This is a genomic window from Paracoccus sp. IB05 (assembly GCF_016405985.1).
Taxonomy (GTDB): domain Bacteria; phylum Pseudomonadota; class Alphaproteobacteria; order Rhodobacterales; family Rhodobacteraceae; genus Pseudogemmobacter.
The window spans coordinates 164024-185480 of the sequence record NZ_JAEFCF010000004.1 but is presented as its reverse complement, the minus strand read 5'-3'; the positions used below and the strand labels follow the sequence as shown (position 1 = coordinate 185480).

The 21457-nt window shown below is 63.6% G+C and carries 25 protein-coding genes; 9 read left to right on the top strand and 16 right to left on the bottom strand.

From position 1 onward, the window contains the following. Nucleotides 1–16 precede the first annotated feature (16 nt). The 6 genes from JC607_RS04610 to JC607_RS04590 form a co-directional block, all read right to left on the bottom strand. Complete coding sequence (locus tag JC607_RS04610) at nt 17–844, bottom strand: hypothetical protein (protein ID WP_198835788.1); 828 nt, start codon at nt 842–844, stop codon at nt 17–19. A 374-nt stretch (nt 845–1218) separates the two neighbouring features. After that, nucleotides 1219–1824 carry a 3-isopropylmalate dehydratase small subunit gene (leuD, locus tag JC607_RS04605; protein WP_198835764.1) on the bottom strand — a complete coding sequence of 202 codons (606 nt, stop codon included), beginning with the start codon at nt 1822–1824 and terminating at the stop codon, nt 1219–1221. Between the two features lie 9 nt (nt 1825–1833). Beyond that, nucleotides 1834–2355: an HdeD family acid-resistance protein gene (locus JC607_RS04600; protein ID WP_198835763.1), complete on the bottom strand. Its 522-nt coding sequence runs from the start codon at nt 2353–2355 to the stop codon at nt 1834–1836. A 26-nt stretch (nt 2356–2381) separates the two neighbouring features. Beyond that, entirely contained in the window at nt 2382–3815 is a 1434-nt protein-coding gene (leuC, locus tag JC607_RS04595; protein WP_198835762.1) for a 3-isopropylmalate dehydratase large subunit, read from the bottom strand. Between the two features lie 86 nt (nt 3816–3901). Further along, on the bottom strand, nt 3902–4024 hold the full coding sequence (locus JC607_RS25755; RefSeq protein WP_255532312.1) for a hypothetical protein: 123 nt from the start codon (nt 4022–4024) through the stop codon (nt 3902–3904). Nucleotides 4025–4099: 75 nt separating this feature from the next. After that, nucleotides 4100–4780 (bottom strand): DUF6404 family protein, encoded by a 681-nt coding sequence (locus JC607_RS04590; protein WP_198835761.1) that lies wholly within the window; start codon nt 4778–4780, stop codon nt 4100–4102. Here JC607_RS04590 and rsfS point away from each other — a divergent pair. After that, nucleotides 4758–5078, top strand: coding sequence for a ribosome silencing factor (gene rsfS / locus JC607_RS04585; RefSeq protein WP_198835760.1), 321 nt, complete (start codon nt 4758–4760; stop codon nt 5076–5078). The genes JC607_RS04590 and rsfS overlap by 23 nt on opposite strands. Before the next feature lie 4 nt (nt 5079–5082). After that, nucleotides 5083–5553 (top strand): 23S rRNA (pseudouridine(1915)-N(3))-methyltransferase RlmH, encoded by a 471-nt coding sequence (rlmH, locus tag JC607_RS04580; protein WP_198835759.1) that lies wholly within the window; start codon nt 5083–5085, stop codon nt 5551–5553. Nucleotides 5554–5656: 103 nt separating this feature from the next. Here rlmH and secB read toward each other — a convergent pair whose 3' ends face one another. Next, a complete protein-coding gene (secB, locus tag JC607_RS04575; RefSeq protein ID WP_198835758.1) occupies nt 5657–6160 on the bottom strand; it encodes a protein-export chaperone SecB in 504 nt (167 codons plus the stop codon). Between the two features lie 176 nt (nt 6161–6336). Beyond that, entirely contained in the window at nt 6337–6873 is a 537-nt protein-coding gene (locus tag JC607_RS04570; protein ID WP_198835757.1) for an FxsA family protein, read from the bottom strand. Between the two features lie 153 nt (nt 6874–7026). On the opposite strand from JC607_RS04570, the gene JC607_RS04565 reads away from it, so the two are divergent. From JC607_RS04565 to gph, 5 genes are all read left to right on the top strand, one after another. Continuing rightward, entirely contained in the window at nt 7027–7686 is a 660-nt protein-coding gene (locus JC607_RS04565) for a Tim44/TimA family putative adaptor protein (RefSeq protein WP_198835756.1), read from the top strand. A 15-nt stretch (nt 7687–7701) separates the two neighbouring features. Further along, nucleotides 7702–8730 (top strand): murein transglycosylase A, encoded by a 1029-nt coding sequence (locus tag JC607_RS04560; protein WP_233092654.1) that lies wholly within the window; start codon nt 7702–7704, stop codon nt 8728–8730. Nucleotides 8731–8733: 3 nt separating this feature from the next. Continuing rightward, nucleotides 8734–9306 (top strand): Smr/MutS family protein, encoded by a 573-nt coding sequence (locus tag JC607_RS04555; RefSeq protein ID WP_198835754.1) that lies wholly within the window; start codon nt 8734–8736, stop codon nt 9304–9306. A 92-nt stretch (nt 9307–9398) separates the two neighbouring features. Further along, on the top strand, nt 9399–10091 hold the full coding sequence (rpe, locus tag JC607_RS04550) for a ribulose-phosphate 3-epimerase (protein ID WP_198835753.1): 693 nt from the start codon (nt 9399–9401) through the stop codon (nt 10089–10091). Beyond that, nucleotides 10088–10744, top strand: coding sequence for a phosphoglycolate phosphatase (gene gph, locus JC607_RS04545; protein WP_198835752.1), 657 nt, complete (start codon nt 10088–10090; stop codon nt 10742–10744). The genes rpe and gph overlap by 4 nt, the downstream gene beginning before the upstream one ends. A gap of 25 nt (nt 10745–10769) precedes the next feature. On the opposite strand, the gene JC607_RS04540 is transcribed toward gph, so the two are convergent. Genes JC607_RS04540 through clpS form a run of 3 tightly spaced genes read right to left on the bottom strand, consistent with a single transcriptional unit; the run spans nt 10770 to nt 13000 of the window. Continuing rightward, nucleotides 10770–11582, bottom strand: coding sequence for an SDR family NAD(P)-dependent oxidoreductase (locus tag JC607_RS04540; protein ID WP_198835751.1), 813 nt, complete (start codon nt 11580–11582; stop codon nt 10770–10772). A 26-nt stretch (nt 11583–11608) separates the two neighbouring features. Then, nucleotides 11609–12595: a class I SAM-dependent methyltransferase gene (locus JC607_RS04535; protein WP_198835750.1), complete on the bottom strand. Its 987-nt coding sequence runs from the start codon at nt 12593–12595 to the stop codon at nt 11609–11611. A gap of 36 nt (nt 12596–12631) precedes the next feature. Then, complete coding sequence (gene clpS, locus JC607_RS04530) at nt 12632–13000, bottom strand: ATP-dependent Clp protease adapter ClpS (RefSeq protein WP_249496036.1); 369 nt, start codon at nt 12998–13000, stop codon at nt 12632–12634. 150 nt (nt 13001–13150) lie between these two features. On the opposite strand from clpS, the gene JC607_RS04525 reads away from it, so the two are divergent. After that, a complete protein-coding gene (locus JC607_RS04525; protein WP_198835749.1) occupies nt 13151–13858 on the top strand; it encodes an HAD family hydrolase in 708 nt (235 codons plus the stop codon). 184 nt (nt 13859–14042) lie between these two features. Continuing rightward, nucleotides 14043–16118: a D-alanyl-D-alanine carboxypeptidase family protein gene (locus JC607_RS25320; protein WP_370584750.1), complete on the top strand. Its 2076-nt coding sequence runs from the start codon at nt 14043–14045 to the stop codon at nt 16116–16118. Nucleotides 16119–16213: 95 nt separating this feature from the next. On the opposite strand, the gene JC607_RS04515 is transcribed toward JC607_RS25320, so the two are convergent. From JC607_RS04515 to ccoG, 5 genes are all read right to left on the bottom strand, one after another. After that, on the bottom strand, nt 16214–16660 hold the full coding sequence (locus tag JC607_RS04515) for a hypothetical protein (protein WP_198835748.1): 447 nt from the start codon (nt 16658–16660) through the stop codon (nt 16214–16216). Between the two features lie 72 nt (nt 16661–16732). Further along, on the bottom strand, nt 16733–16894 hold the full coding sequence (gene ccoS, locus JC607_RS04510) for a cbb3-type cytochrome oxidase assembly protein CcoS (protein ID WP_092900746.1): 162 nt from the start codon (nt 16892–16894) through the stop codon (nt 16733–16735). Between the two features lie 9 nt (nt 16895–16903). Continuing rightward, nucleotides 16904–19108, bottom strand: coding sequence for a heavy metal translocating P-type ATPase (locus JC607_RS04505; RefSeq protein WP_198835787.1), 2205 nt, complete (start codon nt 19106–19108; stop codon nt 16904–16906). A gap of 16 nt (nt 19109–19124) precedes the next feature. Next, nucleotides 19125–19676, bottom strand: a complete 552-nt coding sequence (locus JC607_RS04500; protein WP_233092635.1) for a FixH family protein — start codon at nt 19674–19676, stop codon at nt 19125–19127. After that, complete coding sequence (ccoG, locus tag JC607_RS04495) at nt 19673–21109, bottom strand: cytochrome c oxidase accessory protein CcoG (RefSeq protein ID WP_370584749.1); 1437 nt, start codon at nt 21107–21109, stop codon at nt 19673–19675. Before ccoG ends, JC607_RS04500 begins: the two co-directional genes overlap by 4 nt. Between the last annotated feature and the right edge of the window lie 348 nt (nt 21110–21457).

The window sequence follows — 21457 nt, the reverse complement described above, 5'->3', positions numbered from 1 at the left end:
AGGCAAAGCCAGGCGATCAGATGGCGGCAACAATGCCCGGATGTGTGGGCGGCATATTGGCGACCCGGCGCTGCCGGATCATGGCCGCGATCCGCCCCATGGCGACGCCGCGCATCAGAAGAGAAGCCGGAAGGAATGCCCATGCCGCCATCGTCCAGATCAGGGTCTGCGGCGAGGTGAGGGTTACCGGATCAAACCCGCCCGAGACCAGAGTCACCACCGCCGGGATCAGGAATGGCAGCAGAAAGCCTAAGGAAAGGTTAAGACGCGCGTCCCGCTCAAGCCGGTCCACCACATCACCGCCGGCGGTCGGCTCGAATGTCGGCAGGTTCACCCAGACATTGAAATCCTTGTAGCGCGACGGCCAGCCTTTCAGCTTGAAGATCACAACGAAGAAAGCCAGCGAAATCAGCGAGATGATATAGGCCGTTCCGGCGGCGCTGCGGACAGCCGAAATATCGGCCGGGCTCGCGTTTTCCGACATCATCATCGAGGCAAGCCGGACGGGCGAATAGGGAAAGTCGAGCGAATGCCCGATCAACAGGCCAAGCGCCTCGAACAGGCGGGTAAAGGAAGTAGGAGCGATATTGGCCGCCTCGATCACCGACAGAATGAAAACGGTGAGAAACAGCGCGAGGAAACGGATGCGATTGAAAGGCGGCGCGTCGCGGAATTCGACGAGGCTCGGATAGACGGCATTATATTCGGCAAAGGTCAGGGCGCCGCCGAACAAAGCGATCAGCGCCACCATCTGCTGCGTATCAGGCCCCGTCCCCGGCAGGATCACCGAGGGCGTGGCGATGAGAATCATCACCAGAAATGCGCGCACAAGGGCGCCGGTCATCCGTGAGACCACTGCCTTCACTTCCTCAACATGGACGGAAGCGATACGATGCCGCCTCCTGTTTCCCATGATCCCGCCGACATTATGGCGGATCGCCTCAATTTTGCCCAACTTTTGCCTACTTTCGCCGCGTGAAGCAACTACCTTGCCCATGAGACCCTGGCCCTGTGGCCGAAACAGGGCGAAGATGTTGCAAGAATGGAGCAAAAGCGAAAACCCCCGGTGAATTCCGGAGAAAAAATCACGAGAATTCAACAGATCGACAAAAAACGCGGCACCCCGGGGGATGCCGCGCTGAAATCAGCCATGTCGGGATTGCCCCGGCCAGACTTAGTGGGGCCAGACTTAGTGGGCCAGACGTAACGGGCCTGGCGTCAGGCCCAGGGGCGGGCGGCCGCGTTTTGCTTCTCGAATGTGTCGATCGCCGAGACTTTCTCCATCGTCAGGCCGATATCATCGAGCCCGTTCAGGAGGCAGTGCTTTTTGAAGGCATCCACCTCGAAGGCAAAGCTCTTGCCATCCGAGGCCGAAACCGTCTGGTTCTCAAGGTCCACGGTGATGCGGGCATTGGCGCCCTTTTTCGCGTCATCCATCAGATAGCCGACCGCGTCTTGCGGCAGGATGATCGGCAGGATGCCGTTCTTGAAGCAGTTATTGTAGAAAATATCCGCAAAAGAGGTCGAGATCACAGAGCGGATCCCGAAATCCAGCAATGCCCAGGGCGCGTGCTCGCGCGAGGAGCCGCAGCCGAAATTATCGCCCGCGACGATGATCTGGCTTTCACGATATGCTGGCTGGTTCAGCACGAAATCCGGAATTTCCTTGCCGTCGAGCGTGTAGCGCATTTCGTCAAACAGGTTCACGCCGAGGCCCGACCGCTTGATCGTCTTCAGGAATTGCTTCGGGATGATCATATCGGTGTCGATATTGACCAGCGGCATCGGCGCCGCAATCCCGGTGATGGTGGTGAATTTATCCATTGGGGCTACCTATTGGAGTTTTCGCAGCGCAATGCCCATCGCGATCAGGGCGGCGCCGACAGAGAGGAGTTCGATGGCCAGAAGCGTTCCAAGCAGGATCGCGCTGGCTGCGGGAAGGAAGAAAAGGACATAGAGCCCAAGCCCGACCGAAAGCAGCCCCGTCAGGATCAGGACCCAGAAGCCCTGACCTGCGGATGAACCAAGACGGAAGGCCCAGACCAGCCGCAACACGCCGGTCGCGAAGAACAGCGCTCCTGCCATGATCGTCAGCGAAATCAGGCCCGCCAGCGGGTTGGCCAGCAGCCAGACGCCCAGCACCAGCTGCATCAGCGCCAGCAGCATCAGCCAGCCGCGCGATGGCAGCTCTTTGTCCGAAAAGGCGGCAAAGAGCCCAAGCGCACCCGAAATCAGAAAGGCGAGGCCAACAAACACCGCCACCGCCAATGAGGCGGGAAGCGGAAAGATCAGCGCGATAAGCCCGGCGATTACGGCGAGCACACCTGCAAGAATGCTGGTTGTGGAACCCTTCATGACGACTGTCCTTTGACTATGTGAAATCAGGCGGTTTCCGCCATGATATCACGGATATCGGTCAGGTGGCCGGTAATTGCCGCTGCGGCCGCCATCACCGGCGACATCAGATGCGTGCGGCCGCCACGCCCCATCCGGCCCTCGAAATTGCGGTTCGAGGTGGCGGCGCAGCGCTCGCCCGGGGCCAGCTGGTCGGGGTTCATGCCCAGGCACATCGAGCACCCGGCCAGACGCCATTCGAAGCCGGCATCGGTGAAGATCTGCGCCAGACCCTCTTCTTCGGCCTGGAGCCGCACGAGGCCCGACCCCGGCACGACCATGCCCCGGACGCCCGGCGCCAGTTTGCGGCCTTTGAGGATCCCGGCGGCTGCGCGAAGGTCTTCGATCCGTCCATTGGTGCAGGACCCGATGAACACTGCATCGACCTTTACATCGGTCAGTTTCATGCCCGGGGTCAGGCCCATATAGTCGATGGAGCGCTGTGCGGCCTCGACCTTGCCGCCCTGGAAATCGGCGGCGAAAGGCACGGTCGCGGTGATCGGCAGCACGTCTTCGGGCGAGGTGCCCCAGGTGACGACCGGCGCGATATCTTCGCCTTTGATCGTGATGATCTTGTCGAAATGCGCCCCCTCATCGGTGAAGAGCGTTTTCCAGTACGAGACCGCAGCCTCCCATTTCGCGCCTTTCGGCGCATGGGGGCGGCCCATGCAATAGGCGAATGTCTTCTCATCCGGCGCGATCAGGCCAGCGCGGGCGCCGCCTTCGATGGCCATATTGCAGACGGTCATGCGGCCTTCCATCGAAAGCTCGCGGATCGCTTCACCGCAATATTCAATGACATAGCCGGTACCACCGGCGGTGCCGGTCTTGCCGATCACGGCAAGGGTGATGTCCTTCGCGGTCACACCGGGCAGCAGTTTGCCGGTGATCTCGACCTTCATATTTTTCGATTTCTTCTGGATCAGCGTCTGGGTCGCCAGAACATGTTCGACCTCGGAGGTGCCGATCCCATGCGCGAGCGAGCCGAAAGCGCCATGGGTCGCGGTATGGCTGTCGCCGCAGACCACGGTCATGCCCGGCAGCGTCCAGCCCTGTTCCGGGCCGACGATATGCACGATGCCCTGGCGAATATCGGTCACCGGATAGTAAACCACGCCGAATTCACGCGCGTTCTTGTCCAGCGCATCGACCTGGATGCGTGATTCCTCATTGTCGATATGGGTCTCGCGGCCCTCGGTCGTGGGCACGTTATGGTCGGGCACTGCGATGGTTTTCTCCGGCGCGCGCACTTTGCGGCCGGTCATCCGCAGCCCTTCGAACGCCTGGGGGCTGGTGACTTCATGCACCAGATGGCGGTCGATATACAGAAGACAGGTGCCGTCTTCAGAAGTATGGACGACGTGGTCGTCCCAGATCTTGTCGTAGAGGGTTCTCAGAACAGCCGATTTAGGGGCGGTCATGGCTCTCACCTTTGTGGGATAGCTTGTCAGATTGTCTGGGTCTCGGGGTCCGGCGGCATCTGGGCAGGAAAAACCCGCCCGCCGCGTCAAAGACGTGCGAGAATGTTGCGGGTCGCGCCGAAAAACCGCGCCGGAAGACGCGCATGATCGGTGATGTTGAAATAGATGAACCCATTCATGGCAGTGTATTTACGCCCAAATCTGCGCATGATCAAGGATCGCTGCAAAACGCCCCGGATAACGGGTATACGGACATTTCAGAGGCCGAAGGCCCAGGGCGGTGATCAGAGTTCGCGCCAGTGCGGCAGACCGCGGCTGAGCGACTGGAAGCGGATGAAAACCGTTATCACACCCCCGAACAGGGCACCAATCATGGCCATATTCAGCGCGCCGAAAGTGTGGATCGCGACAAATTTGCGTGGCAACTGCGCCCCGAGCAGGTCCAGGACCCACCAAAAACCGGCGAAAAGCACGCCCCCCAGGGCGGCAAACACAATCAGCGCGATCCAGGCCGGAAGGAAGTGCAAGGGCCGGACCGGCAGGCCGAGTTTTGCCAGCACCCTGAACAAAGGCGGAAACATCTGCTTTTGGGTGATTCCGACGCTCTCACCGGCGGCCAGCGCGCGTGACAGTCTTTCGGTATGTTCCAGCGAAGCCATGCTGCCCTCCATTTTCAACGCTGCTGGCCGGAGCGTGCCGGGGGTGTCCGGCAGATTTTTGTCCGAATCCGGGCGATATTCCGGTAACCGTTCGCCCTGGCGTTGAGATTTCCTGCCTTGGGTGATAGGCTGCGGATCAGAATGCCCGGCGCGGGGCTTGCGCGCTGCTTTGGAGGACACTTCCCTGTCCCATACTGACCCTGCAACCGGCCTGCCGGTTGCCCCGCGCGCCGGACGCCCTGCCCAGACGGAATTCAGCTCGGACGCCGTTCGCGATGCCGTCATGTCCTCGGTCGAGGATGACAAGGCCGAGGATGTCGTGCTGATCGATCTGCGCGGTCGCTCGGATGTCGCCGATTACATGGTGATCTGCTCGGGGCGTTCGTCGCGCCAGGTGGCGGCAATTGCCGAGAAATTGTCGGAACGGCTGAAACAGGCCTTCGGGATCGTCTCCCGCATGGAAGGCAAAGAAACCGGCGACTGGGTGCTGATCGATTCGGGCGATGTGATCGTCCATGTCTTCCGCCCGGAAGTGCGTGAATTCTACCAGCTGGAAAAGATGTGGCTGCCCGCCGGACAGGTCGGGGCCGCCCGCACGCTGTAATCCGGTGCGGGTTCATCTTTGTGTGGTCGGGCGGCTGCGTGCCTCGCCCGAGCGCGATCTGATCGACGATTACCTTGACCGTTTCGGCAAGCAGGGCCGCGCGCTGGCGCTTGGCCCCGCCGCCGAGATTGAGGTCGAGGACAAGAAGGGCGGCGGCATGGAGGCCGAGGCCGTGCTTCTGACGCGCGCAATTCCTGCGGGCGCGCTGATCTGCACCCTGGATGAGCGCGGGCGGCAGCTGTCATCGCCGGAATTCGCGGGTCTGCTGGCGAAATGGCGCGATGCCGGGCGGCAGGATCTGGCTTTTGTGATCGGCGGTGCCGATGGCATTCACCCTGACCTCAGGACCAGGGCCGATCACTCCATCAGCTTTGGCGCGATGGTCTGGCCCCATATGCTGGTCCGGGTGATGCTCGCTGAACAGCTGTACCGCGCGGCGACGATCCTTGCGGGCGGCCCCTATCACCGGGTCTGATCCCCGGGTCTGATCGACCGTTCTGATCACAGCCAGCAAGACAGCAAAAAGGCGGCAGATCACTCTGCCGCCTTTGTCATATTCTGCGGTTCTTCCGCGCGGATCAGTTGGTGACCAGCGGCGCGGCTTCGGTCTGGGCGGCCTGGCGGCGCGCGATTTCCTGACGGTAAAGGGCCAGAAAATCGACATTGTCGATATTCAGCGGCGGGAAGCCGCCGTCGCGGGTCACATCCGAAATAATACGGCGCACAAAGGGGAACAGAAGGCGCGGGCATTCGATCAGCAGGAACGGATGCAGCTGGTCCTCCGGCACGCCGTCGATCAGGAAGGTGCCGCCATATTCCAGTTCGAGCAGGAACAGCGTCTCGTCATTGGTTTTGTTCTTCGAGGTGACCTTGAATTTGGTGATCACGTCATACTGGTGCTCGACACTGCGTTTGCGCGCATCAAGGCTGACCGCCACCTGCACATCGGGCTGCACTTCGACGCCGGCAAGGCCCTTTTGCACCACGACGTTTTCAAAGCTCATGTCGCGGATATATTGCGCCAGAACCTGCATCCGGACCTGCGGAGCCTGAGCCCCGTTTGCACCTGTTTCTTCGGCCATCGAAATCCTCCTGGAATTTGCGCGGGCAGAGGCAGTTTGCCCGCCCGGGGGCGCGCCGCGCCAGTCAAAGCTACCGCCCTCCCCTAACAGAGCGGGGGGCGGCGCTCAATGGAAAGCTCCGGGGTCAGCCCCTGGGGTGGCTCCGGTTCCATGACCAGGTTCCGCTCCCTGAGCAGCTATTCGATTTCGGTCCAGCGCGACGGGCGGTTGCGACCAGGTGCCGCGGGATGTTCGGGCGGCACCTCGACCCATTCGCCATCGACCGTCACATCGCCTTGCGGCATGCCGGCCTGCCCCCTGCCGGCGCCCGCCTGACGCTGCGAAAACGCGCCGGCCCCCATGATATTGACCCGGGCCAGCACGGCGCCTTTCACCAGGGCCTGCACCGGCGGCAGCAAAAGCAACACCCCAAGCGCATCGGTCAGAAACCCCGGCAGGATCAGCAATACAGCTGCAAGCCCCCACATCAGCCCGGTGACCGGCGCATCACCCGCCATCGCCGCCCCGCTCAGCCCCCGGTTCAGGCCACCGTTGAGGCCACTGCGCAAAAGCCCGGCGCCGCGCTGCGCCACCATCCGCAGGATCACAATGCCGACAACCGCCGTCCCGACCACCCAGACAAGGGTCGCCCAGAGGCCAATCCAGCCCCCGACAACCACAAACAAACCGATTTCAATCAATGGCCAGGCCAGAATCAGCAAAAAACGCGGCATTTTGGGGTCCCTGTCGAAAGACATCATTGTCGCAAGGTTTACTTGCGGCCTGCTAAAACCTACATAGGAGATCAATCACGCCTCCCCAAGCCTTTGCCGCATCTTCCGGCCATCGCGACAGGGCGGCGCCAGTGTTTTTTGGCGGGATGACCGATGAATTCCATGCTTATCCAGCTCCTGGTCCTTGCCGGGGTCGCTATTTTCCTGGTTCTCAAGCTCCGTTCGGTGCTGGGCACCCGTGATGGTTTCGAAAAGCCACCGCTCCCGCTCGAGGACGCGCAGGCCCCGGTGAAACGTGAATTCGAGGTGATCGAGGGCGGGCCTGACCGTGACATCACCGATCACGTGGCTGAGGGTTCGGATGCGGCAAAGGCCCTCGCGGGCATGAAGAAAGCCGAGCCCTCCTTCGCGCTGACGCCGTTCCTTTCGGGCGCGCGTCAGGCCTATGAGATGATCCTGATGGCCTTTGAGCGCGGCGATCTCGACCCGATCCGCGATTTCCTCGGGGACGAGGTCGAGGCCAGCTTTACCGAAGTGATCCAGGCTCGCGAGGCGCGCGGCCTGACGGTCGAGGCGAATTTCGTCGGGCTGAAGGAAATGGCGCTGCAAGAGGCGACCTTTGACCAGGTTTCCGGCTTTGCCGAACTGACCGTGCGCTTTGTCGGCGAACTGACTTCGGTGGTGCGCGACAAGGACGGCACCGTCATCGAAGGCGACGCCAAAACCGTGAAACGGCAGCGCGATGTCTGGGTCTTTGCCCGCAAAATGGGGTCGGATGATCCGAACTGGCAGCTGGTCGCCACCGGCGACTGATCTGATGCCATGCTGTTGCGTCCTCTGGTCATCGCATTACTGGTCGGACTGGCTGCGGTGACGGGCGCAGATGAGGCGCGCGCCGAGATGGTGGAGTTCGAATCCCTCTCGGGCTGGCGCGAGGGCGGACAGCTTGAGGCGCTCGAGGCGTTTCTTGTCACTTGCAACCAGCTTGATGCCCCTTACTGGCGCCCGGTCTGCAAGCTGGCCGGCGACGTGCCGAAAGACGATGCCTCGGCGCGGGCGTTTTTTGAACTCCTGTTCCGCCCGGTGATCATCGGCAAACCGCCCGCGCTGTTCACCGGCTATTACGAGCCCGAGCTGAATGGCTCGCCGGTCCGCACGCCGACCTATGCCTGGCCGCTCTACCGCCGCCCGCCGGATCTGCAGGACGGTATGGTCTATTACAGCCGCTCCGAGATCGAAGCCGGGGCTCTGCGCGGGCGCGGTCTGGAGATCGCCTGGATCGACGATCCGGTTGAGGTGTTCTTTCTGCATATTCAGGGCTCGGGCCGGGTGAAGATGACCGATGGCTCAACGATCCGGCTGGGCTATGCGGGCCGCAACGGCCATGCCTATCGCTCGGTCGGGCAAGAGATGGTGCGGCGCGGCATGTTCGCGGCGCATCAGGTCTCCGCCCAGACCATCCAGGCCTTCGTGCGCCGCAATCCGGCCATCGGAGCCGAATTGCTGAACCACAACCCCTCTTATATTTTCTTCCGCAAGATCAGCAATCTGCCCCCCGAAAAGGGCCCGATCGGCGCAATGGGCAAGTCGATCACGCCAATGCGCTCGCTGGCCGTCGACCCGGCTTTCGTGCCACTGGGCGCGCCCGTATGGATCGAGAAAGAGGGCCAGGCGACCCTCAGCCGGCTGATGGTGGCGCAGGATACCGGCGGCGCGATCAAAGGCGCGCAGCGGGCGGATATTTTCTACGGCTATGGCGACCGCGCAGGCGATGCCGCCGGGATCGTGCGCGACGGCGGGCGGATGGTGCAGCTTTTGCCCATCGACCGCGCCTGGGCGCTGACCGGGGGGAACTGAGCCTTGGCGCGACGAAGGGTGCTCCGCCCCGAGGAACGTGACCTCTGGCAGGCTGTGGCGCGGACCCTGCGCCCGATGCATGATGTGCCGAACGGAGCGATCCCCGAGGATGTGGCGCAAGAGGCCATCTTCCCGAAAGAGACCCTGCCGCCTCCCCCGCCGCCAAAACCGGCACTGCCGCGGTTTCGGCTTGGCGAAAAGGCGACCCCCGTGCAAAAGCCCGCCGCGCCGCCGCCATTGCGGATGGATGCCGGGCTGCACAAAAAGATGATACGCGGCAAGATCGCGCCCGAGGCGCGGATCGACCTGCACGGTATGACGCTTGCCGTGGCGCATCCCGAACTGATCGCCTTTCTGATGGGTGCGCAGGCTTCGGGCAAGCGGCTGGTGCTGGTGATCACCGGCAAGGGCAAACAGGTCTACGAGCCGGTGCCGCGCCCCATCGGCGCGCTGCGCCATCAGGTGCCGCACTGGCTGCGCCTGCCGCCTTTGTCGGCGGTGGTGCAGGAAGTGACCGAGGCGCATCTGAAACATGGCGGCACCGGCGCCTTTTATGTCTGGCTTCGGCGCGGCTGACCCCGCGCGGCTGACACTGGCCACAATCCGCTCTGGCACCAGGACCCGATCACGGCTATTTCAGGCGCATCCCAGTCGGAAAGGCCCCGCATATGAGCTTCTCGCGCGCGATCAAGATCGCCCCTTCGATCCTCTCAGCCGATTTCGCCAATTTCGGCGCCGAATGCGAAGCGATCGAGGCCCAGGGTGCCGATTGGGTGCATGTCGATGTGATGGACGGGCATTTCGTTCCGAATATCACCTTCGGCCCGGCGACCTGCGCCGCGATCCGGCCGCATATCAAAGGCGTGATGGATGTCCATCTGATGATCGCGCCGGTCGATGCCTATCTCGAATCCTTCGCCAAAGCCGGCGCCGATTTCATCTCGGTCCATCTCGAAGCGGGCCCGCATATGCATCGCTCGCTTCAGGCGATCCGGGGATACGGCGTCAAGGCGGGGATCTGCCTCAACCCCGCGACCGGCATTGAATCGGTGGAATATCTGCTCGACCAGATCGACCTGATCAATGTGATGACGGTCAATCCGGGCTTTGGCGGGCAAAAGCTGATCCTGTCGCAGATCGACAAGATCCGCCGCCTGCGCGCCCTGATCGGCGACCGCCCGATCCATATCGAGATCGATGGCGGCGTCACCACCGAGACCGCGCCGCTGGTCGTTGCAGCCGGCGCCGATGTGCTGGTGGCGGGATCTGCCGTCTTCTCCGGCGGGTCGGTGAAAAACCCCGCGCCTTATGGCGAAAATATCCGCGCTTTGCGCGCCGTGGCCGAGGCGGCCCGCCAATGACCACCACTGCAACCCCGGTCATCTTCGACCTCGACGGCACGCTGATCGATTCCGTCCCCGATCTCCAGGCCGCGCTGAACCAGGTGTTCCAAGCCGAAGGCCAGGCGCCTTTTGACCTTCCCACGGTCACCTCTTTCATCGGCAAAGGCGTCGCCAATCTGGTGCGGCGCGCGATGGAGACCCGGGGCGTTGACATGGCGCAACATCCCCGGCTGGTTGCCGCGATGGAGGCCGCATATGAGGCCGATCCCACCGCGCGCACCCGGATCTACCCCGGTGTGATCGCGGCGCTTGACGCCTTGCAGGCCGCGGGCCACCCGCTTGGCATCTGCACCAACAAGCCCGAGACGGCAGCACGGATCGTCCTCGATCAGATGGGGCTGACCGGCTATTTCGCGGCCATCGTCGGCGGGGGCCGCGTCGCGCTGAAGCCGGACCCCGCGCCCCTGCATCTGTGCATCACCGAACTGGGCGGCGGGACCGCGCTCTATGTCGGCGACAGCGAAGTCGATGCCGATACCGCGCTCGCCGCCGGGCTGCCCTTCCTCCTCTACACCGAAGGCTACCGCAAATCGCCGGCCGAAGAGATGCCGCAGACCGCGCGGTTTTCGGATTTCTCGGAACTGCCCTGGCTCGTGGCCGAACAGGGCTGAGACCCGGCGCCCTGTCACACGGGCGTCAGAACGCAGGCGCGGCGACGGCATCCAGCAGCCCGCGCCCGCCATCCACCACCAGCACCTGGCCGGTCACAAAGCGCGACGCATCCGAGGCGAGATACTGGATCGTCTCGACCAGCTCGTCAGGCGCCGCGATCCGGCCAAGGGGCGTGCCGCTTTCGATCCGTTCCCGCAGCGCGGGCGCCTCTTTCAGCGCCAGTTGCAGGCTTGCGCTCATCACCGAGCCGATCGAGACCGCATTGACCCGGATCCCTTTCGGCGCCAGCGCCACGGCAAGCGTCCGCGTCATCTGCTCTACCGCCGCCGAGGCCATGGAATAGCCCAGCAATTCGGGCTGTACCCGGACCGCCGCCACCGACGAGAAATTGATGATCGAGCCGACAGCGCCATATTCATCCGGTTCGGTGCCGGTGGCGGCCTGGATCATCCGTTTCGCCACAAGCTGGCTGAGCCGCAGCGTCGCGACCACATTCTGCTGCCAGAGCGTCTCGACATGATCGGCATCAGGGTTCAGCACCTCAGAGATCTGGCAGCGGCGCGCGGCATTGATCAGGATATCGATCCGCTCAAAGGCCTCTATTGTGGCCGAGACCAGGTTCACCAGCGTCAGCTTTTTCGTCAGATCGCCGGGGAAAAGCCGCACCGAGCTTTCGTCCTGGGCCGCCTCGCCCATCTCGGCCATCAGCCGCGCCTCATCCGCATCGGCCAACATGACCCGCACGCCCTTGTGGATCAGATGGCGTGCGATGGCGAGACCGAGGCCGCTGGCGGCGCCGGTGACGATGGCGGTCTTGCCGGAAAGAGAGAATGACATGCTGGATCTCGGGGTTCTGGCAGCGCTTATCGGGTCGGGCGGCGCGGCTTGATGGCGCGGGTCACGCGGAAGGCATTGGTCTGCGCGATTGTCTCATATTCCAGGAAATGGGTGGTCAGCGCCTCATCATAGGGCAGATGGCGGTTCGCGACCATCCAGAGCGCCCCATCCGGCGCCAGCATCTTCCGCGCCGCCTGGATGAAGGCCAGGCCCAGCCTCGGGTCAGAGCTGCGGCCGATATGGAAGGGCGGGTTCATCACCACGGTCTCGACAAGGCTTTCGGGGCGGAAGTTCAGCGCATCTCCCCAGTGGAACCGGGCGCGGGCGTCCTGGATATTCTCGCGCGCGCAGTCCAGCGAGACCGCTTCGGCCTCGACCAGATCAAGCCGTTTGACGCTGTTGCGTGCAAGGATCGCTTGCGAAAGATAGCCCCAGCCCGCGCCCAGATCGACCACTTTCGGGCCGATCTTTTCGGGCAGCGACTCTGCCAGCAGCACCGATCCCGGATCCGGCCCATCGGCGGAAAACACCCCCGGCCGGGTGATGAAACCGCCCCCGATCTCACGCGGGCGGGCGGCCCATGCAGCCAGTTCCGGCCCGGCGGGGAAGGCTGCTATGCGGCCATGCGCCTTGGAAATCGGGCCTGACAGCGCGATGAGCGGCTTCAGATCCTTCAGCGCGGTCTCGATACCATCGGTCTTTTGCCCGTCAACCAGCACCGGCCCGCCCGGGCTGACCGCTGCTGCCGCCTCGGCCAGAAGCGCGCGTGCATATTCGCGCGAACGCGGCACGCAGACAAGCGCCGCCGCCCAGGGCCCCTCGCCTTCGACCGCATATCCGCGCGCCGCAAAATGGTCGCGGTCAGGGCGAAAGCCCGTCAGCACGACGGTACGATCTTTGGGAAGATCTGAGAGGTCATCGCCCTCCTGCGGGCGATAAACGGCAATCTTACCTTCTGAAGGAAGCACAAAAAGGCCCTGTTCCAGGGCCAGCTCTATCCGGGATGCACGCATGTTCCGCCTGTAACGCGAGGGCCAGTTTCGCCCGCCTTACTCTTTTTCCATCGTGCATTGAAGCGGATGCTGGTGACGGCGGGCGAAATCCATCACCTGGGCGACCTTGGTCTCGGCCACTTCGAACGAAAAGACCCCGACTACGGCGAGACCCTTTTTATGAACCATCAGCATGATATCGAAGGCCTGGGCGTGGTTCATCCCGAAGAAGCGTTCCAGAATATGGACCACAAACTCCATCGGTGTGTAGTCATCGTTCAGCAGCAAGACCTTATAAAGCGGCGGGCGCTGTGTCTTCGGCTTGGGCTTGGCGAGAAGCGACGTCTCCTCGCCCGGTGCGCCACCCGACCCACCGGCGCCCGGACCATTTTCGCGGTCAGACAGGGTAAACGGGTTATAGGCCAAATCGGGTTCTCCGGCTGCTGAAAGGATTCGCATTGTCTTGAATCTGACAGGAATATAATCGCTTTTCTCACCACGAAAAGAGCCACGAGAGTGTTAAGATCGCATTGATGCATCAACGCCCGTGTCACAACAACACCGGGGAACCGCCAGATGATCACCTCCATCGGCTTTGATGCGGATGATACGCTGTGGCAGAATGAGGCGTTTTTCCGCCTCACCCAGGAGCATTTCACCGATCTCCTGCGCAATTACAGCGACCCAAATCAGCTGCAGGAGCGACTGCTCGCTGCGGAAAAGCGCAATATCGGCGCCTATGGCTATGGGGTGAAGGGCTTTACCCTGTCGATGATCGAAACCGCGATCGAGGTGACCGAGGGACGCGTGCCGGCTTCGGTGATCGCGGAACTGCTGGGCGCCGGGCGCGCGATGCTGGATCATCCGGTCGAACTGATCCCCCATGCCCGCGAGACGGTCGAGGCGCTGGCGGGGGATTATCGGCTGATCCTGATCACCAAGGGCGATCTTTTGCATCAGGAGCGCAAACTGGCACAGTCCGGGCTTGGTGATCGTTTCGATGCGGTCGAGATCGTGTCGGAAAAGACGCCCGAGGTGTACCGGAAGATTTTTGCCCGCCATGGCGAGGGGGCAGCGCGCGCGCTGATGACCGGCAATTCGATGCGCTCGGATGTGGTGGCGCCGCTGGAGGCAGGTGCCTGGGGCGTGCATGTGCCCAACGGACCCGCCTGGGAGCTGGAATCCGCCGATGAGCCGGTGCAAAACCCCCGCTACCGTCACCTTGCGGACCTGTCTTTCCTGCCCGGATTGCTGCAAGACCTCTGCCAGGCCCCCAGGAAATAGCGATATTTGCGGCGATTCACCCTGGATATGGCGGGGTGAAACATAGCTGCATCAGGTGAAATTTCCGCGAAAACCCCTTGAAATTTCCGGGTTTTCCACCAGGGAGACCTGTGCTAGCCTGTCCGTCAGGCAGAAGTGAGATCCCATAAAAACCGGGGTCCGAAACAGGCAAAGGATCGGCGACGTGGCATCGCTTATCGGGCGGTTTATCCGCAGCATAACGCTATTCATCGCGCTTTTTGCGCTGATTTTCCCTGCGCTGGCGCCGGCTCCGGCCCATGCTGCGCCCTTTGCTGCGATCATCATGGATGCGCGCACCGGCGAGGAACTCTGGTCGCAAAATGCGGATACGCGGCTGCACCCCGCCTCGCTGACCAAGATGATGACGCTTTACATCACCTTCCAGGAGATCCAGGCCGGGCGCCTGTCGCTTGATACCGTGGTCACTGTGACGAAACATGCCGCCGCGCAGCCGCCGTCGCGGCTGGGGCTCAAGGCCGGGCAGCAGATCAAGGTGCGCTATCTGATCCGCGCCGCCGCGATCAAATCCGCCAATGATGCGGCTTCGGCGCTTGGCGATCATATCGGCGGCAATGAGGCGGCTTTCGCGAGCCGCATGACCCGCACCGCCCGCGCGCTCGGGATGAAGAACACCACCTTTAAAAACGCCAATGGCCTGACCGCGACCGGTCATCTTTCGACCGCGCGCGATATGAACCTGCTCGGGCGGCACCTGTTTTACGACTTCCCGCAATTCTACAACATCTTCTCACGCCGCACCGCCGATGCCGGCATCGCCAAAGTGGTGAACACCAACAGCCGGTTCCTCGATGGCTATGAAGGCGCTGATGGCATCAAGACCGGCTATACCGTGCCCGCCGGGTTCAACCTGACCGCATCGGCCAAGCGTGGCGACAAGCGCATCATTGCCACTGTCTTTGGCGGCACGTCGACCGCACAGCGCAACGCAAAGATGGTCGATCTGATGAACAAAGGCTTTAACCTCGCGAAGAATGGCGTGCGTGAAAAGCGGCCGGCTGCGGCGGGTATCCAGGGCGGCGATGCCGTCGCCGCCGACCTGCTTGCCGATAACAGCCCTGCGGCCATCGACACGCCGAATGTGCCCGGCGGCGCCGCCAAGACGCTGCGCGTGTCCGGCGCGATGACCAGCTCGCCGCGTCCGAAAGCCCGCCCCGCCCGGGGAGGCGTCCCCGAGGCCCTGATCGCCGAGGCGGCGCCGGTCGTGGTGCCGGATGCGCTTTCGGCGGCCATTGCCGAAGGCGTCGAATCGGCTTTGGCCGAAGCCACCGCCGTTCCGCCGCCGCCCGGCACGCTTGAGGCACAGGCGGTCGAACTTGCAGCCGCGTCAGGGTCCGCATCCGGCGCCGCGATCGAAACGGTTGACCCGCAAGCGGTCGAGGCCGCGCTGGCCGCCGCAGCCGCTGCGGCACCGGTTGCCGAAGAGGCACCGGCCGTGGCAATGGCTGCGGTCGCACCCGAGAGCGTTCCGGGCAGCCTTGAGGCCCAGGCTGCGGCACTGGCCGCTGGTGGTGCCCCGGCAGAAACCCCGGCGCCCGAGGCCGTTGCCCCCGCCTCGCAGGATATGGCGCTGGCCGGGCTGCGGCCGATGCCCCGCCCCGAATATGTGACGCGGGCAGCAGCGGCGCCTGAGACTGCCCCTGAAACGCTGCTGGCTGAAGTCGCCCCTGAACCCGCTCCGGTCTATGAGCTTGTCGCCCCTGCCGCAGAACCGGCCACCAGGCCGGAGGCCGAAGCGATCCAGCTTGCCGGGGCCAGCGATGTCGCGCCCGAAGTGATGTCCGAACTCCCTGCCCCGTCGGGATCTGAGGGCGCGCTGACAGCCGTGGAAACCGTGGCGGCGAATGCGCAAACCATGGTCACCGATCCCGAGGCCCCGACCCGCCGCGCACCGATCTTTGAGCCTGTCCGCATGGCGGCAGCAGAACCCGCGCCTCAGGCGCCGGCGGAAGAGCTGGTCGTCGTGTCAAAATCGACCTCGGGCGGGCGCGGTTTTGGGGTCGCGGTCGGCGCCTATAACTCGCATTACGAGGCCGAACGCGCGCTCCTGCGCACCGGGCTGACCGAAAGTGCCACGCTCGACCAGGGGCTGCGCAAGGTCACGCAAAAGGGCGGCAAATACCGCGCCTCCTTCCTCGGTCTCACCGAAGACCAGGCTGACCTTGCCTGCCGCCGGCTGCGCGCGCGCGGCACCGCCTGCGAGACGATGGGGCCGGCCTGAGCCCCTCCGACCGACTGCTTTGACATACAGCTTTGGCTCAATGCAAAAAGGCTCCGGGATCTGATCCCGGAGCCTTTGTCGTTCCGCCTGCCCCGTCACTCCGCCGCAGAAAAATAGTCCCGGAACGCGGCGCGGCTTTCGTCCGTCAGCACCGCCAGCGGCATGGCGCAGATGGAAAACCCGGCCTGGGGCAGGCTGTCGCGCGGGGCTTTGCCTGGATTTTTCGGGTCCATGGCAACAATGATGATCTCTTGCGGCCAATCCCAGTTACGGGGCAACGGCATGGTGTCATCCGTCAACACCAGCTCGAAAACATCGCCGACCTCGCCCTTCCAGACCTCGCTCACCTCCATCCGCAAAAGCGCATAGCGGGGCGCACGCGCAAAGCTGTCCCAGGCCTCGGGAAGATAGTCGATCACCCGTCCCGCCACCACGTAATCCGCCGCAGCCGCGCTTTCCGGCGTCGGCACATGGGTGATCTGGCAGGCCAGAGCCGCCCCCGGCGCCAGTGCCGCAGCCATTGCAAACAGGATCTGTCGCATCCGGACCTCCGCTATGTCTCACAGCGCCATCATGCGCCTGTGCGAGACGGCCGCGAAGTCAGGAAATCCCGCTCAATCCGGGCGCGGCTTGTCGTCCCAGTCTTTCGTCAGGATCCGGCTGGCATCGCCTTCGGGGTCGTCAAACTGCCGCGACCGCATGGCCCAGATGAAGGCCAGAAGGCCAATGCCCCCCATGAACAGCGAGACCGGGATCAGGATGCCAAGGATTTCCATAAGCGCTCCCTATTTCAGACGCAGGGCGTTGAGCGAGACCGTAATCGATGACAGCGACATTGCAAGCGCCGCCGCAAGGGGGGTCGCTAGGCCGAAAAGCGCCAGCGGCACCGCCACGATATTATACCCGGCGGAAATCCTGAAATTCCCGACGATCCGCTTCGAGGCCTGACGCGAAATGCGGATCGCATCGGCGATGGGTGCGATATTCTGCCCCAGAAGCACGATATCCGAAGCCACCCGCGCTGCATCCAGCGCCGAGGCGGGCGAGATCGAAACACAGGCCTCGGCCAGTGCTGCCGTGTCATTCAGCCCGTCGCCGACCATCAGGACCCGGGCGCCCCCGGCCCGCAGATCCCGGATCCGCGTGGCTTTCTCAGACGGCAAGACACCCGCCGACCAGTCGTCGATGCCAAGCTCTGCCGCCAGCGAAGACACCGCCGCCGCGTTATCTCCCGACAGAAGGATCACCCGCTGACCGCCCGCCTTAAGTGCCGCCATCAGATCGGCGGCACCAGGGCGCAGCCGGTCGGTGAAGGTAAAGGCGCGCGGCGCGCCCTCGCCGGTGGAAAGCCAGGTTGCGGTTTCATTGCCCGCGTCAGTGCCGCACCATGCGGCGCGGCCAAGGCGGACGCGCATCCCTTTCCAGCGGCCTTCGATGCCATAGCCGGGTATCTCGCAGATCTCCTCAACCCGCGCGGGGCGCACGCCTGCGGCACGTGCCGCCTCGGCAAGCGCCATGGCCAGCGGGTGCGATGAGGCCCCGGCCAGCGCCAGCGCCACCTCGCGCGCAGACAGCGGGTGATCGTCCAGGTTCGTCACCAGCGGCTGGCCCATGGTCAGCGTGCCGGTCTTGTCAAACACCACCGTATCGACCTGCGACATCCGCTCCAGCGCGGTGCCGTCCTTGATCAGCATCCCCTTGCGGAAGAGCTTTCCGCTCGCCGAGGTCAGCACCGCCGGCACCGCGAGGCCAAGCGCACAGGGGCAGGTGATGATCAGCACCGCCGCCATGATATTGACCGACAAGCGGAAATCGCCGCCGGTCCAGATCAGCCAGCCGGTGAAGGCGACCGCCGCCAGCACATGCACGATCGAGGAATAGGCATGCGCGGCGCGTTCGGCCAGCGAGGTGTAGCGGGTCTTTGCGGCCTCGGCCACCGCGACCAGATCAGCCATCTGATGCAGCGAGCTGTCCTTGCCCGCTGCCGTGACGCGCAAAGTCAGCGGGCCGGTCAGATTGACCTCTCCCGCCGAGACCATGGTGCCGGGATGGGCCGCGACCGGCAGTGTCTCACCGGTCAGAAGGCTGCGGTCGATCTCGGAGGCGCCCTCTGTCACCACGCCATCAACCGGCATCCGCCCGCCGGGTCGCACGAGGACCAGATCACCAACCGCAACCTCGCTGATCGGTTTGACCAGTTCGGCGCCCGCCGCAAGCACGATGGCGCGCGGCACTTCCAGCGCGGCCAGTTCCTGCGCCGCAGACCGCGCAATCGCCCTGGTGCGGTGGTCGAGATAGCGCCCGATCAACAGAAAGAAGGTCAGCATCACGGCGGCATCGAAATAGGCATGAGGCCCGGAATTGATGGTCTCGAAAACCGAGATGAAACAGGCCAGCACAATTGCAAGGCTGATCGGGAAATCCATCCCCAGCCGCCCCGCCTTCACCGACCGCCAGGCGCCCCTGAAAAACGGCTGCGCGGAAAACACCACCGTCGGCAGCGCGATGGCACCGGAAATCCAGTGGAACATATCGCGCGTCGCCCCATCGGCGCCGGACCAGACCGCCACCGACAAAAGCATGACATTCATCATGGAAAAGAAGGCGACACCCATCCGCATCAGAAGCTCGCGGCCCTGGCGATCGGTCTCGGTCAGTGACAAAAGCCCCGGATCCAGCTCATGCGCCTCATAGCCGGCGCGATCCAGCACCTGAACCAGATCGGTGGGCGTGATCTCTGGCCCGGCATCGACCGAGACCCGCCTCAAGGTCAGATTGAGCCGTGCCGAGCGCACCCCCGGCACCGCCTGCAGCGCCTTTTCCACCGTCGAGATACAGTCCGCACAATGCGCTGCGGGCAGGGACAGCACGATCCGCGCATCCTTCACCACCCGCGCCAGATCGGCGGCGGCGGGGGCCACGACACAGGCCGGGCAGGCCGAAATGCCGCCGGGGCTCTCAGACATCCGGTTCAGATCGCTGGCCGTCATGCTCATGATTTTGACCTCAGCCCTTTGGTGCCACGGTGAAATCCAGCCGGCGTTCGAAAGGCGTGCCATCCTGCGCGATGGCCTGCACCTTCATCATCCATTCGCCCGAACCAAGTTCGACCGCCGCCTCATATCCGCTCCCGGTCCAGCGGAAATCGGGGCTCTGGTCATCCCTCGCGATGGTCACGCGGCCGATCAGCGCCTCAAGCGCGCGCGCCTCGACCGGCTGGCCGCCGGCATCGGTGATCCTCAGCGACATCCGGCCGGGCTCGTAAACCTGCTCGATCCCCCAGCCAAGCGCTTCCTGCGCCTCGCGACGCCCGTCAAACCCCCGGCCCGCAACGTAAGAGCTCTGCACTTCGAGCCCCGGAAAGGTCGACACCGCCTTGAACGCCATGAAGACATTCACCGCCGTGACGATCCCGAAGAAGGACAGCACCGCGAACAGCACTTTCCCCCCGGTCAGCCTGCCGCGCCGGAACCAGAGGCCAAAGCCGATCACCACCAGAACCAGCGGGACGAACAGAAGGAACATCGGCAGAAAGCCCGGAAGCTGGAAGCTGCTCATGGTTGGTCGCCTTTGCCGTTGAAGATCGTGTCTTTCGACACAAGGTCAGTGGTATCTTTGACGCCGGGCACCGCCTCGCCCTCGATCCAGAGCCGGATATCGCTGCGCTGCGCCGCGGCTGCCGCCGTCCCGGGTGCCGCTGTTACGTAAAGCCGCACATGCGCGGTCTCATTGGCCGGAACCTCGATCCGGCCCTCAGTGCCGCCTTCGACCGACAAAGCCAGCGCCGGGTCTTCGACAGAAAAGGAGAACCAGCGGGCCTCGCCTTCCATATTGCGCAGACGGATCTCGTAGGTGTTGCGGATCGTGCCGTCCGAGAGCGTCACAAAGGTCGGATTGCGCACCGGCGTGACGTTGACATCAATCGGGCTGCGCAGGAACAAAGCCGCCACCAGCGCCGCCCCGACCCCGGCCCAGAGCAGGGTGTAAAGGATCGTGCGCGGGCGCAGAACATGTTTCCAGGCCGGAACAGCAGGCTCGCCCCTGCGCTCACGGGCCTCGTCGGTCAGCGCGAGATAGTCGATCAGCCCGCGCGGCTTGCCGATCTTGTCCATCATGTCATTGCAGGCGTCGATGCAAAGCCCGCAGGTGATGCAGGCCAGTTGCTGGCCGTCACGGATGTCGATCCCCATCGGGCAGACATTGACGCAGGCCATGCAGTCGATGCAGTCGCCCATGTCGGTGTCTGGCTTGCCGCGCGGCTCGCCGCGCCAGTCGCGATAGGCGATGGTGATCGTCTCTTCGTCCATCATCGCGGCCTGGATACGGGGCCAGGGGCACATATAGATGCAGACCTGTTCGCGCATGAACCCACCGAAGACGAAGGTGGTCATGGTCAGCGTCAGCATGGTGATCCAGGCAACGGGGCTGGCGCTGAGCGTCACCAGGTCACGCAGCAAAGTCGGCGCATCGGTGAAGTAAAAAATCCAGGCACCGCCGGTAGCAAGCCCGATCAGGAACCATGCGGACCATTTCACCGCGCTTTTGCGGATCTTCTCTGCCGTCCATTTGCTCCGGTGCAGGCGGATGCGGGCATTGCGGTCCCCCTCGATCCAGCGTTCGACCAGGATGAAAAGGTCGGTCCAGACGGTTTGCGGACAGGCATAGCCACACCAGACCCGCCCGGCGGCCGAGGTGAACAAAAACAGCCCCAGCCCTGCCATGATCAAAAGACCCGCGACGAAATAGAATTCATGCGGCCAGATTTCGATCATGAAAAAGAAAAAGCGGCGATTGGCCAGGTCCACCAGCACCGCCTGGTCGGGCAGGTTCGGCCCGCGATCCCAGCGGATCCAGGGCGTGATGTAGTAAATGCCCAGCGTGATCGCCATGATCCACCATTTCGCCGTGCGAAAATGGCCTTTGACGCGGCGGGGAAAGATCGGCTCACGCGCCGCGTAAAGGCTCGGCGGGCTGGCTTCTGGTATGGACACGGACTCGCTCCGGAATCGGCTGTTGCAGTTTGATATCGCAGACCGGCAGCGGGCCGGCTTTGACATGCGTCAAATAGTCCATGGGCGATTCAAGTTTGATCCTGCGCGGTGCCGCAGTGCGCAAATGCCGCAGCCGTGACCGCAAGGTCAGCGGGCGCGGCCCGGATCCCGACCCTGACCAAACCCCGGAACGCGCGAACAGGAAGGGTTGGGCCAGGGCCGCCCCCCGCCGTCTCCGATGGGGTTCGAAAAGGCGGGGCGGTTTCTTAATGCCAAAAGCGCCTCACCCGGGCCTTGACCTGGATCAATCCCGCATGCGGGCCCCAGTCAGGCCCTAGTCAGGCCGCG